The organism is Sporosarcina sp. FSL K6-1508, assembly GCF_038007465.1.
GTDB lineage: Bacteria > Bacillota > Bacilli > Bacillales_A > Planococcaceae > Sporosarcina > Sporosarcina psychrophila_B.
Genome location: NZ_JBBOXF010000001.1, coordinates 4,513,053 through 4,526,901 on the forward strand (window position 1 = coordinate 4,513,053; position 13,849 = coordinate 4,526,901).

Below are 13,849 nucleotides of genomic sequence, written 5' to 3' on the forward strand. Positions count from 1 at the left end.
AGACCCCTAAGCAAGATTAGCGCTTAAGGGTCTTGTTAACTTTATCATCTTCGCTATATATGTTGAGGTAAAGAATTCCATTAAACCGCTACGGCGCTAGGGAATGCCGCCAGTCATATGGATTCGGCTACCCCTGTAAAGACGCCTTCGTTCGGTTTATATACCGGATTCAGTATTTCAACTCATCAATTCAATTCAATTCAATTCGTTTCGATGACACCGTATTTTCCATCGCTACGTTTGTAAACGATGTTTGTGCCATCGGAATCTGAATCTGTAAAGATGAAGAAATCATGGCCAAGCATGTTCATTTGCAGAATCGCCTCTTCTTGGTCCATCGGTTTCAGATCGAAATTCTTTGTACGGACGATTGCGAATTCCTGATCCTCTTCCATCGCTGCATCGTTGCTTTTTTCTTCGCTTTTGTTCACGGATGCGAAGAATGCTGCAACGCCTTCACGCTCACGGAATTTACGATTGACTTTTGTTTTATATTTACGAATTTGACGCTCCAGCTTGTCGACAATCAAGTCAATCGCTGCATATAGATCGTTATGACGTTCCTCTGCGCGGAGTGTCAAGTTTTTCATTGGAATTGTTACTTCCACTTTAGTCTGCTTATCATTGTAAACTTTCAAATTCACATGTGCTGTGGCGTTCGCACCTTCTGAGAAGTATCTTTCGAGTTTTTGCACTTTCTTCTCGACATGTTCACGAATCGCTGGAGTTACCTCAATATTTTCACCACGGATGTTGAAGTCTAACATATGAACTCCTCCTTTAGTTAACCTATACAGTACTCTTCTACATATTCCCCATAAAGTCCTTCTAAAAACATATTGAATATTTAAAAACTTGTCGATGTGTGACGAATTTGTTGTAAAACGCCTATTCTTCTTCCTTCACAGTGCTTCCCGCGTTGACTTCAGAGCGACGGCGGAGCTTCAGTTCTTCCACGATCAGTTGTTCAATTGCTGGGTCTTCGTCAAAATCATAGCCGTACATATATCCCCCACTATATGGCTTCTTCCAAACAATTACGCCTTGCAGGTCGATTAATTTTTCATGCAGGGTGAATTTGATGTGCAAACGGACAGCTTCACGTTCAAGCGGAATATCGAACTTCGCAAAAAGTTTTGCGCCACCCGGACTGATATCCATGAAATGACACTCACCCGGACTCGATTCTGTATCCGTCCCATTTTCAACGACAATCTGGAATTTAGCTTCAAGCGGTTCCCCAAATGTATACCTAAAATATTCAGTCCGTTTGTAAAGCATCTGATCCACTCCGTTCCATCACAATCTATTTCCCCCACTATAACAGACTACTTAATTTTCAACGAACTTCTGCCAGGCTTTTCGTTCGCAACATTGTCCCATCCAGCGTTGCCACAATCTGTTCATTATCCGCAACCGTTTCATGTATCGTCGCATTCACTTCTTCCAGAGATGCACTCGATTCCGTCAGCAAGTCGGCAAACGAGCTTGTCATACGCCCGATGTCCGTTGTCTCTTTTGTAATGGAAGCCATTTTGTCGTCAAACATGCCGAATTTCCGATGCAGATCACTCAGTGTGCCATGCATCATCCCGATTTTCGTTTCGACGTCTACCGATAATGCCGCTTGAGTAGTCAGTTTTCCTGTACTGCTCGCCAAATTATGGCGCGAACGATCATTCATCGTGTTGACATCTTCCAAATTGCCATTAATTTCAACCAGTGTCACCGCAGTCAGCCCGGCAAGTTTTCGGATTTCATCCGCAACAACTGCGAACCCTTTGCCATGTTCACCTGCTCGTGCGGCTTCAATCGATGCGTTCAATGCGAGCAGATTCGTCTGTCCCGTAATTGTCTCAATTGACTTGGCGAGCGCATTCGTCTTCTCAATATTTTCCGTGAGCGCGTCAAATGATCCGTTTAAGTCAGCGAGGTAGGATTCCACTTCTCCCATACCCGTTCGCAAGTTTTGCATTAGCTCCACCATGTCAGCAGATTCGGTACGTAGCCCAGCAGTGTCTTCATTCATAATCCGTGTTTCCTTATGCATGTCGGCTACGTCAGCTTGCGTGCGCTCCGCATTTTCTGCGATTTTCGCAATTTGCGCTGCTTCCTGCTCAACGCTTGCCGAAACATTGTCCATAATTGCCAGCAGTTCTTTCTGCGCTGTCAAATGACGTCCGGCCGTCTCACCAATCGCCGTCAAATCATCTGCAACTTGTTCAACACTTTCATTCAGTGAACGGTGCTTATTCTCTTCTAAAAGCCGTTGCGCCGCCTGCTCCGTCGTAAACAGATCGACTTGCTTCTCAAGTTTTTTCGTCTGTCTTATTTGGATGAACAACCCTGCCGCCATCAAAATCAGTACAAGCGTCAAACTGCCCTTACTCTCCGCGATTTGCTCCTGATATGGATACCTCGTTAAAAATACGCCCATGACAACTAGCGATAATGCAAAACCATAAGTCATAATCCGCATCGATAAATGAACGCTGGCAATACCCGCCACAAAAAAGGCGATTCCTGCTGTCGCAACGGCAGGCTCTCCTGCAACCCCGCTCAACGTCGCCGCGAATGCTGTCACACCGAGAACAATCCATGGAAATAACTTTTCAAATAGCACTGCCTTTTTCGACAATGCAAAAAACAGCACTGTCACAACAACTGGAATCGCCATACTTACCGTCTTAATCATCGCTTGTCCTGTCAGGATATAAAAAATCAGACCGATGAAACTGGAACCTCCAAGCGTCACAAACAGAATAAAGTTCTTATTGGCAAATTCCTTCCGCCGAATCGTGTCGACAGTATGCATCAGTAATCCCCCTTAATAGTTCTATTTCTCTATCATCTATCTTACTTGCAAATGATTGAATTATCCAATAAATTAAGTTGTGATGAAAGTGGATAAGCAATTCAGATTTGCCATGTCCACTTTCATGATTGATCATATCCCTCGAAAACCGATCGTAAACGCCGCATGACCGCCCATATAACCTCGCCAACCGATCATATACATCGTGTGACCGACCATATTCCCTCCACAACCGATCATATACGCCGCGCGACCGACCATATACATCGACAACCGATCATATACATAGCATATAACCTCACATCCAAAATTCGGATGTAGACGATCACCTATAAAGGGTTATCCGCAGATCGCTAATTTTATATCTCCCTCAGTACAAATAAATCGCCCTTAAAAAAGGGCGACTTGCTGTGAACTTCTAATTCTTACTGCTTCCTCATGCGTTTCATTGATATACACTGCGATTTGTTGCTGTTCATCAGTCAACTCTGTAAGTGTTGCATTTAATTCCTCGACAGCTGCGGTGCTTTGTTCGACAATTGCAGCAAAATCCATCGTCCGTTCCTGAATTAATGCACTGTCTTTCGTAATCGCTCCAAAGTCTTGGATGAAATCCGATAACGTCTTCTGCAAATTCCTCATCGTTGTAAACAAATCCGTAAATGACGCACTCGACTCATCTGCCACTGCCGCCTGCATCGTGACTTGTTCCACGCCATTTCCAAGCTTTTTAACCGCTATTTCATTGTAATTATTCACTTCCAACAAGTTGGCATCAATTTTAAGTAATGTCTCTTTCGTGAGTCCCGCTAATTTCCGAATTTCTTCTGCAACTACCGCAAAGCCTTTTCCGTGATCTCCTGCACGTGCCGCTTCAATTGATGCATTTAATGCAAGCAAATTTGTCTGTTCCGTTATGGCTTTAATCGAACTTGCAAACACGTTTGTCTCATCTATTTTGCTCGATAGTATACCAAAGGTTTCATTGAGATCAGTAAAGAACATGGAGAATGAATCGATGCTTTCTTTCAAGCTAGAAATTTTCACTGTTCCATCTTCCGCTTTGCGACCCGCTTCGTTCGCTTGAATGACGACCGTGCCTAAGCCTTCCGAAATGACTTGTACGGATTCAAACGTCCGTTCAGCATTTTCTGCAATCTCCGAAATATGATCAGCTTGCTGTTGACTGCCGACACTTACTTCATTCACAGCGGCAAGCATTTCACGTTGCGATACGCCAGACGTTTCCGTATTTGAACGAAGATACGAGAGGTTCGATGTAATCTTTTCAACTGCTTGGTCAAGCCGGGCGGCAAGTGCCTCCTCTTCGCGCACCTTTGTCTCCGTCAGTTCAACAAGCTGTTCAACATGCATGAACACCTTCCCATTTTGACGGACGAGGAGGAACAAAAGGATTCCTGACAGGAAAAACAGGATGATAAGATTTTTTCCGCTTCCCTCCACAAGTTCGGGAGCCGTAAATAATAGATTATTCGTCACAATCGCAATCAGACTTAACACGAAACCGAATGCCATGATCCGCATCTTCCCGTGAATCGAACCGATAACCAATAGAAGGATAATGATACCGATTGTCCCAAGATTCGCTTCCGAGAAAAAGATGACACCCATCGCAATTGCAAAATTTAAAAGTAATAATATATAAGGAAGAATTCGTGACAGCACTTCAATTTTAGTACTTAGAAAATAGAATAAGATTGCACATGTAAAAGGAATTGCAACGGATAAAAGGATTGCCATTGGCGACTGCTGGATAAGTTGGGCAATCAAACCGAGACCAGCTGCCAGCGCAAAGCCAAGCATCATAATTTGGTTTTACCGAAGCCAATCTTCCTGCTTCAATTGATTAATATTCATCATAATTCTCTCCTTCAACGTCAACTATATTTCAAAAACACTGAAAACTACATTAAGTAAAATGTATCATCAATGAATAACCATTCATATAGGTGGAAGTAACTAACTACTTCTATTTTATAGCGAAAAAGCCAGTAAGAGTATGTTTCTCTTACTGGCTTGTCGAAATATGAAGTTTTAACTCCTGATTTGGATTGCTTCGTCATAGGTTTCATTGATATAGGCGGAGATTTGGTGCTGTTCTTCCGTCAGTTGTGTCAATGTCGCATTCAACTCTTCGATCGTTGCAGTGCTTTGTTCGATAATCGAGGCAAACTCGACCGTGCGCTCACGAATCGTAGCACTGTCCGTTTCGATTGCTCCAAAATCTTTTATGAAATCCGATAAATCTTCCTGCAACTTCGCCATAGCCTCAAACAAACTGGTGAATGAATAGGTGGAATTATCCGCGATACCCGACTGCATGGCAATTCGCTCCATCCCTTCTTTCAACTTTTGCACTGCAAGTTCATTGTATGTATTCACTTCATACAAATTGGCGTCGATTTTCTTCAATCTTCCATCTGTCAATCCGGATAATTTCCGAATTTCTTCTGCAACCACTGCAAAGCCTTTGCCATGTTCCCCTGCCCGTGCCGCCTCGATGCTAGCATTGAGTGCAAGCAGATTCGTCTGTTCGGTAATCTCCTTGATGGAACTCGCAAACACATTTGTCTCATTTATTTTCTCTGATAGGATGTCAAACGTACCATTTAATTCTTGGAAAAAGCCGGCGAAGACATTGACATTCTCTTTCAAGTGGCCAATCTGCATGGCGCCTTCTTCCGCTTTTCTTCCCGCCTCGTTCGCCTGCTCCGCAACATGTTCAAGTCCTTTGGAAATGCCCTGTACTGAGTTAGATGTGCGTTCGGCATTTGCAGCAATATCAGCTATGTGATCGGCTTGTTGTTGGCTGCCGACACTTACTTCATTCACAGCCGCAAGCATTTCGCGCTGCGACAAGTCCGTTGTATGAGAGTTCGTACGGAGCTGTTCTAGATTCGTCGTGATTTTCACAACAGCATCATCGAGTTTGAGTGCCAATGCTTCTTCCTCAGCCGCTTTTACCATCGTTGCTTCAACAAGCGCTTCGGTATGTTTAAACATACGTCCGCTTTGACGAACAAAAAGGAACAATGTAAGCCCTGAAAGGAAATGTAGTAATATTAGATCCGACCCGCTTGCCCCAATTAATTCTGGATGGACAAATCGATTATTATTCAAAAGAAGGGCGATTAAACTCAACGCATACGCTACAACCATTATCCTCATCTCACCATGAATCGATCCAAGTATTAGGGTCAAAAAAATAATACCGAGCGTCCCTAAATCTGCTCCCACAAACAAGATGAGACTTAACGACACACTGAAAATGGCGAGCAGTAACAGATAAGGAATGGCATGCGATATAAGGTCCACTTTCTTTCGAAATAAATAAAAGAGTGTAGCAATAACGAATGGAATTCCGATTGATAAAATAACAATCATCGGCGCTTTTGTAATCAATTGCATCAATAAACCAAGTCCAGCGGCGAGCCCAAAGGACAGCCCCATAATCTCATTTTTACGCATCCAGTCATTCCGCTTTAAATCTAAAATGTTCATCTTTTCATTCTCCCTGTCTCTGTATAGAATCAGTGCGTTATGTTCTCGCACCAAGCTCTCCATTAAATTAATTGAATTAAAGAAATCCCTGGAAAACATCTATGCTTAATTTATATATGTATTTATATGTTCAACATAACTACTAGTAATACGGCATAAAAAACCGGCAAAGAAAAGTTCTCTGCCGACCCTTGGTTATTGTTTCGTATCGTAAAACGTACCGTCACGTGCTACATTGCTGTAGGGATTGACATAGTTTTTCATAGTGTCTTTTTTCGCTTGTGCGCCAGTAATGTCTGTGCGAATCAAGTCTGTAAATAGAGCGAGCTTCTTCTGAACTTCCGTTTCTATTACAACAAGGCTCTTGCCGAATGTCTCTTCTTCAAGTGTAAACGGGGCGGCAATATGCGGTTGTAGCTTATCGCGATCGTCAAGAAGTGCCTCGATGCCCGCAATTGTCTCATCACGCGTATCTTCCGCAGTTTTTTGCGTCAATGCAAGCAACTTTTCCGTTACATCACGCCACGCTGTCAGTGCAGGCCGAATCATATTTCATCCACATTCGCGTATTGTTTCTGACGGTTAATCTGAATAACCTGCTTCCATGTATCGCGAAATTCCGTAATAATAGCAGAGGCTTCATCAAACATAGCACTATCGTTTTTTATGTTACCGTCAACTAGTCGACTGTTTGCGAACTCATAAAGAATAAGCATATTTGCAGCAACCGGGTAAGTTGTATCAAGCGTCAGCATTAACTCAGAAATGATTGCCTGCGCTTTTTGAACGGACTTGTTTTTCTCTTCAATATTTTTTTCATTCATCGCCCGTTTTGCCTGCTGGATGAATTTCAAACAACCGTTATAGAGCATCAGTGTTAGCTCACCAGGAGTTGACGTAGTTACTGAGTTGTTTTGGTAAGTTGCATAGGGATTATTTATAGCCATTTCTGATCTGTCTCCTTTATATCTCCGCTGTTGTTACGCGCCGCCGAATGAACTCATGATACTGGCAGACTGGGAATTTAAACGTTGGATTGCACTTTCCATTGCATTGAATTGTTTCCAAAGTCGACTTTCAACCTGCTTCAGACGATCCTCAAAGCGTTCGATTTGCTTATTCATGTCTTTCATATTACGACCCAAAGTGAATGTGTCGTTGACGTCTCCAACTTTACCGGCTCGTTTCGCTATGACAGCCTGGCTACTATCGATAACCGCACGGAATTGCCGTGCAATACCGCCTTTATCAGCTAGGGTAGGGTCATTGGATTCGACTGAGGGTTTTGCGAACAATTCATAGGCCTTATTCGGATCATCGGCGATTGCTGCCCGTAGTTTCGTTTCGTCGATTATCAGTTTGCCGTTTTCAGTGTAAGAAGTTGAAGTCGTAATTCCGAGATCCTTCAGCGAAATGCTCTTACCATCCGTCCCTTTTACTGAACTACTCATAATCGTACGCAGTTTCGTAAGCATAGAAGTAATTTCGGGATCATTGCGTAGGGTACCGCTTTTTGCCTTTTCTTCCCACATCTCGATTTCTTTCTCTTTCATACCGGCTTTCTCTTCAGTGGAAAGCGGCTGGAAATCGCGGTATTTCGATTCACGTATTTTTGCATTTAATTCTTCAATCATTTTATTGTAGTCATCTACAAATTTGACGACCTCATCAACTATTTTTTCGGTGTCAGGAGCTGAACTAAACGTTACAGTTTCAGTGGTCGGCTTCTTCAAGGTAATTTCCATATCGTTGACTTGAAATGTGTTTGACGAGCGCTCTGTTGCAAATCCATTTAATGTAAATTGAGAAGTAAGTCCCTTACTGCTCAGAATACCTACTGAATTATCCGCTATCCCCATGAATTCAGCAACATTACCCGTAATCGATATATCAGGATTAGTAGTGCCGTTGTTTCCTGTATTTTTTGCTGTAACTACAAATTGTTCTTTGAATGTATCATAAAACGCAGAAACACCAGATTGGCTATTGATTTTCTGAAGTACAGAATCAATTGTGTCTGAATTTATGTCAATTTCGATTTCTGTTGAAATCATTTTACCTTCTTTATCCACAGCATCTACGACTAATTTAGGTGCTATGCCAGAAGGTAATACTGTAGATAATTTTGCCGAGGTGTCAACACTCTTTTTCACACTTACAGTAGTAGCTTGTGTCGCTAACCGCTGAACCGATATTGTCCCTGAAAACTCCGTAGACGCCCCTTTGCCCTTAACATCTACTGCATCAGGATTCGATACGCTTACACTTTTCGCCGTAAAAGTGCTTTGTTTCATGATTGTATCAAAAACTTTATTACTCGTTGTCTTCAAATTTCTGTTGATGCTGCGATAATCATCCAATTGCCACTGCAAGTATTGCTTCTTCTGTGTAATTTTATCGAGCGGGATACGGTTAGCTTGCATTAAATCTTTAATAATCGATTCTGTATCCATTCCAGTTGCTAGTCCACTAATTTTCATAAACTTTCACACCTTTTTTATATTTTTCGGTCTACGAGCAAGCCGACAAATTCGCGCATTGCCGCATGGATGTCCATCAGTTTCTTTGAGGGGATTTCCCGAATGACTTCATCGGTCTTCGAGTCAACAATCGTTACATAGTATTCATTCAGCTTATCATGAAACTTGAAACGCAATTGCGTATTCGCACTTTCCAAAAACGTGTTCATGCTGTCAGTCACTTGCATTGCTTTGTCAGCTGGCAACTGTTGTTCAGTGTCGGCTTTCTGCTGCACTTTCTCCTGAATTGCTTGTACTTGCACCACCGCTATTTCCATAGCCGGTGCCGTTTTTTCTGCTACTCCCCCCGCTTGATTTACCGCGGTTCCACCATCCATACGACTTACCATTCGCCAAACCTCCCTGTAGTTAAGAACATTCGTTATGATTTATATCGGTCAGGTAAAATAGAAGTTGAGCGATTTGGCAATATAAAGTAACAGTTCCCTATCGCTATTATTTCCAACAATGTACCGCAAAGCCTGTTACTACATTATTTCTAATTTTAACACTTCGCCTTTTACCTAAATAATTAAAATAAATAGCCGAAATATCTATTGTAATATAATTAATTACAGAAGAAAGAGCAGGTGCTGTATGTTTAAATCGATTAAGACAAAAATTATATTGACAGTTATGTCCATATTCATTATCGGAGTGACGCTTCTCACCGTGATCAGCATTCAGCAAATCAGGGCTAGTACTGTGGAAAATATTGCTCAGTCAAGTGGTGCACTCGTTAATGAGATGGGCTATTCGATTGAAAACTATCTGACACAATTCGAAAAGGGTCTGATTCAATTATCCACTTCGCAAAAAGTGACGGAATTCGCTCTTCCTAATGAAGTGAATGCAACAGGTAACTCACTTTCTTTACTAGAAAACGAACTTGATCGTTTTCGCAAACTTCATGAAGATACAACGTCAGTCTATTTTTCTCTGCCAACTAAAGAAATAATTCTTCTGCCTATTGCAGACCTAGGTGCCGGTTTTGATCCGACGGCGCGTGAATGGTACCAAAATGCCGTTGCGCATCCAGACGCAATTCAATGGTCTAGCCCGTTCATCGATTCCGCTACGGGTGAATTCGTCATCGCCGCTTCCAAAGCCGTGCAATCAGATGGCAAACTAATCGGTGTGATTGGACTCGATATTCAACTTACCGCATTAACAGCCAAAGTTTCCTCAAGTGACATTGGTTATGACGGCTACCCCGTCCTATTCGATGCACAAGGTACAGCGATTGTACACCCCACATTGCATGGGGAAGATTTGATGGACTTGCCATTCATTGAGCAAATGTATAAAGAAGGCAATAAGAATGGCGTTATTTATTATGATTATGAAGGTATCGAAAAAGCGAATATCTATTCAACAGTCCCAAAGCTCGGCTGGAAAGTCGGTGCAATCTACGACGAAAAAAACATCCATGCTATGGCTGATAAATTAAGGGCATCGATCGTTACTGTCGAAGTTGCTATGCTTTTCACAGTTCTAATCGTCCTTTACTTTTTAATCGGCAAAACAATGAAACCAATTGGAACAGTAAGATCTTTATTGGATTCCGTATCGAAAGGCGATTTGACAGTCTATTCGACTATCAAAACAAAAGATGAAATCGGCGAACTTGGCGCTAATTTCAATACGATGATTGACAATATGAACGCTATTATCACTGTCGTCAATGGTTCTGTATCCAATGTACAGGCGAGCTCCGATAGCTTGAGCGCGGTTGCAGATGAAACAAGTGCATCGGGTGAAGAAGTTGCTCATGCAGTAAGCGAAATTGCACAACTCGCTTCAAAATCTGCTGAAGATGCTGAAGTCGTTACGGAAAAAGCCTTTTTGCTCGGCCAGCAAATTAACGAAATCACAACAAAAGCCCGCATCATGTCTGACATCGCTACAAAAGCTGGTGAAATGAACACAAGCGGTCAAGGTCAAATGCAAGAACTGACCCTATCCTTCAACGACTGGGAAACCAATTTACAGTCCATGTCCGAAGTGATTGGTACGCTTGAGAACAAAGTGAAGGCAATCGGTGGAGTGATGGAAACAATCACGGAAATCACAGCTCAAACAAATCTGCTTGCGCTCAATGCAAGCATCGAAGCAGCACGCGCAGGCGAACATGGCAAAGGATTCGCGGTCGTTGCTGATGAAGTCCGTAAACTCGCCGAACAATCCGCTCGTTCAACAGAAGAAGTAAAAGTGACAGTCCAGGAACTTCAAACAGAATCTAGACTTGTCTCTGAACAAATGAACGAAACACGTGAAAACTTCCAGCGTCAAGGAACAGTCGTCACTGACACGGAGATCACTTTCGGAGAAATTTCGACATTGATGTCCGATATGCAGGACTCGATCGACGCAGTCTACGAAGAAATCCAGAAAGTTGCAACTCACAAAGATGATGTCGCAGAAACGATTCAAACGATGGCCGCCACTTCACAAGAAACAGCCGCAGCTTGCGAAGAAGTAAGTGCGTCAACGGACGAACAGCTTCGGGCAATCCAGTCTGTCACAGATGTTGCAGGAACATTGGCTAATTTGAGCGAGGAATTAAGTCAGGCGGTTAATCGATTTAAGATTTAAGAAATAGCAAGCCCCGCTTCAGACATAGGGTCTGAAGCGGGGCTTACCTTTAGGAATTAATCTACGCTATATAAATTGGTATATCTGCAATCAACCCTCAAATGAATACAACCCCATTACAATATTTTCCCACCTAAAATTAAATCATCTATTCCTAAACAAACGTTCTAAAAACCCGAAATACACATAGTAATGCCATTATGCTAGAAAGAAAGTGAAGGTGCTATCTATATGTTCAGATCCATCAAAACAAAAATAATTATAACGGTTATGATCCTCTTTCTCTTAGGTATTTCCGTTATGACAGTAATTAGCAGTACACAAGTAAAAAATACGACTGAAAAAAGTGTCATTGATTCAAGTGGCTCGCTTATTACTGAAATGAGCTTTGCCATTGAGAATTTCCTTGGTCAATATGAGAAAGGTCTTGGTTTACTTTCAACATCTTATGAATTAACAGGATTCTCTCCCCTTAGCCAAGAAGACGAAATAGATAACTCAATCGCCTTAATAGAGAAGAAGTTGAAAGACTTCCATACATTCTATGAAAACTTAGAATCTGTTTATTTCGCCCTCCCATCCAAACAAATGATCATGATGCCCAACTCTGATTTAGGTGATGAATTTGATCCTTCGACCCGTGAATGGTATATAAATGCCGTTGCGAATCCGGATACTATCCAGTGGTCCAGCCCATACCTTAGCAAAGCTTCAGGAGAAATGGTCATCGCCGCCACTAAGGCCGTGTACTCAAATGGTGAGTTTGTCGGCATCATTGGACTTGATATACAACTTACTGCATTAACGAATAAAATCACGGCGAGTAATGTCGGCTATGACGGCTATCCAATTGTACTTGATATGGTAGGCACAGCTATTGCCCACCCGACATTGCAAGGAGAAAACTTGATGGATTTGCCTTTCGTCACAGAAATGTACCAAGATAGCAACGCTCAAGGCGAAGTTCATTATGAATATGAAGGCATTAAAAACGTCAATATATATTCCACAATCCCAAGGTTCGGCTGGAAAATTGCTGCTGTCTATGAAGAAAATAAGATCAATGCGGCGGCGAATGACTTACGAATCTCGATGGTAGTCGTCGCGCTTGTCACCCTGCTTGTCATATTTACGGCATTGTATTTCGTTATCAGCCGCATTATCAAACCGATTGGTGTATTGAAGTCACTCATGAATTCTGTTTCCCAAGGTGACTTAACGGTGCACTCAGACATCAAAACAAAAGATGAAATCGGTGCACTTAGCGATAACTTCAACGCAATGATTGACAATATGAACGCTATCATCACTGTTGTTAACGGCTCCGCATCCAATGTCCGTGCCAGCTCCGAAAGTTTAAGCGCAGTTGCCGAAGAGACGAACGCATCAGGCGAAGAAGTTGCTCACGCTGTCACTGAAATTGCGCACGGCGCTTCACAATCAGCTGAAGATGCAGAAATTGTCACCGAAAAAGCCGAACTACTCGGTCAGCAAATTAACGAGATCACAACGAAAGCCCGCATCATGTCCGACATCGCTACAAAAGCCGGTGAAATGAATACGAGCGGCCAAGGCCAAATGCAGGAACTTACCTTATCCTTCAACGACTGGGAAACCAATTTACAGTCCATGTCCGAAGTGATCGGTACACTTGAAGGGAAAGTAAATGCAATTGGCGGAGTAATGGAAACAATTACCCAAATTTCTTCACAAACAAATCTACTTGCATTAAACGCAAGCATCGAAGCAGCACGCGCAGGCGAACATGGCAAAGGATTTGCAGTCGTTGCGGATGAAGTAAGGAAACTAGCCGAACAATCTGCTCGTTCGACAGAAGAAGTAAAAGTAACCGTCCAGGAACTACAAACAGAATCCAGACTTGTTTCACAACAAATGAACGAAACACGCGAAAACTTCCAGCGTCAAGGAACAGTCGTCACTGACACGGAGATCACTTTCGGAGAAATTTCGACATTGATGTCCGATATGCAAGATTCGATCGACGCAGTCTATGAAGAAATACAGAAGGTGGCAACTCATAAAGATGATGTCGCCGAAACAATCCAGACAATGGCTGCGACTTCACAAGAAACAGCCGCAGCTTGTGAAGAAGTAAGTGCCTCAACAGACGAACAACTTCGAGCAATCCAGTCTGTCACGGATGCAGCAGAAACATTGACGGAGTTAAGTGAGGAATTGAACCTGGCAGTTAATCGGTTCAAAGTATAAAAATCGGAATATAGCTTGAGACATTACTTCAATGTCGATACTTTTAAAAACATCTAAAGCGCCTAGGATCTCTTAATGATCCTGGGCGCTCTTTGTATCCCATCTGTTCAGTATGGATTTCAAACGATTTAATTAGAACGATTATTACCACTTATTATTTAATTTATCT

At 42.4% G+C, this 13,849-nt stretch carries 12 protein-coding genes; 2 read left to right on the forward strand and 10 right to left on the reverse strand.

Annotated elements, in window-relative coordinates; translation table 11 throughout:
- Positions 1 to 200: 200 nt before the first annotated feature.
- The 10 genes from hpf to flaG form a co-directional block, all read right to left on the reverse strand.
- Positions 201 to 767, reverse strand: coding sequence for a ribosome hibernation-promoting factor, HPF/YfiA family (hpf, locus tag MKZ11_RS23035; RefSeq protein ID WP_340796677.1), 567 nt, complete (start codon positions 765 to 767; stop codon positions 201 to 203).
- A gap of 121 nt (positions 768 to 888) precedes the next feature.
- Positions 889 to 1,281, reverse strand: coding sequence for a PilZ domain-containing protein (locus MKZ11_RS23040; protein WP_340796678.1), 393 nt, complete (start codon positions 1,279 to 1,281; stop codon positions 889 to 891).
- Between the two features lie 58 nt (positions 1,282 to 1,339).
- On the reverse strand, positions 1,340 to 2,815 hold the full coding sequence (locus MKZ11_RS23045) for a methyl-accepting chemotaxis protein (protein ID WP_340796679.1): 1,476 nt from the start codon (positions 2,813 to 2,815) through the stop codon (positions 1,340 to 1,342).
- A 132-nt stretch (positions 2,816 to 2,947) separates the two neighbouring features.
- Positions 2,948 to 3,076, reverse strand: a complete 129-nt coding sequence (locus MKZ11_RS23050; RefSeq protein WP_340796680.1) for a hypothetical protein — start codon at positions 3,074 to 3,076, stop codon at positions 2,948 to 2,950.
- Between the two features lie 129 nt (positions 3,077 to 3,205).
- Entirely contained in the window at positions 3,206 to 4,642 is a 1,437-nt protein-coding gene (locus MKZ11_RS23055; RefSeq protein WP_340796681.1) for a methyl-accepting chemotaxis protein, read from the reverse strand.
- A gap of 228 nt (positions 4,643 to 4,870) precedes the next feature.
- Positions 4,871 to 6,337 carry a methyl-accepting chemotaxis protein gene (locus MKZ11_RS23060; protein WP_340796682.1) on the reverse strand — a complete coding sequence of 489 codons (1,467 nt, stop codon included), beginning with the start codon at positions 6,335 to 6,337 and terminating at the stop codon, positions 4,871 to 4,873.
- A gap of 195 nt (positions 6,338 to 6,532) precedes the next feature.
- The gene (locus MKZ11_RS23065) at positions 6,533 to 6,886 is read right to left on the reverse strand and encodes a hypothetical protein (RefSeq protein WP_340796683.1); all 354 of its coding nucleotides are present in this window, start codon (positions 6,884 to 6,886) and stop codon (positions 6,533 to 6,535) included.
- Positions 6,883 to 7,284, reverse strand: coding sequence for a flagellar export chaperone FliS (fliS, locus tag MKZ11_RS23070; RefSeq protein ID WP_340796684.1), 402 nt, complete (start codon positions 7,282 to 7,284; stop codon positions 6,883 to 6,885). Before fliS ends, MKZ11_RS23065 begins: the two co-directional genes overlap by 4 nt.
- Before the next feature lie 33 nt (positions 7,285 to 7,317).
- Positions 7,318 to 8,817, reverse strand: coding sequence for a flagellar hook-associated protein 2 (locus MKZ11_RS23075; protein WP_340796685.1), 1,500 nt, complete (start codon positions 8,815 to 8,817; stop codon positions 7,318 to 7,320).
- A gap of 17 nt (positions 8,818 to 8,834) precedes the next feature.
- Positions 8,835 to 9,206, reverse strand: coding sequence for a flagellar protein FlaG (gene flaG, locus MKZ11_RS23080; protein WP_340796686.1), 372 nt, complete (start codon positions 9,204 to 9,206; stop codon positions 8,835 to 8,837).
- A gap of 247 nt (positions 9,207 to 9,453) precedes the next feature.
- Between flaG and MKZ11_RS23085 the strand changes: the two genes are divergently transcribed.
- Entirely contained in the window at positions 9,454 to 11,451 is a 1,998-nt protein-coding gene (locus tag MKZ11_RS23085; protein ID WP_340796687.1) for a methyl-accepting chemotaxis protein, read from the forward strand.
- Between the two features lie 231 nt (positions 11,452 to 11,682).
- Positions 11,683 to 13,680 carry a methyl-accepting chemotaxis protein gene (locus MKZ11_RS23090; RefSeq protein WP_340796688.1) on the forward strand — a complete coding sequence of 666 codons (1,998 nt, stop codon included), beginning with the start codon at positions 11,683 to 11,685 and terminating at the stop codon, positions 13,678 to 13,680.
- The last annotated feature ends 169 nt before the right edge of the window (positions 13,681 to 13,849 follow it).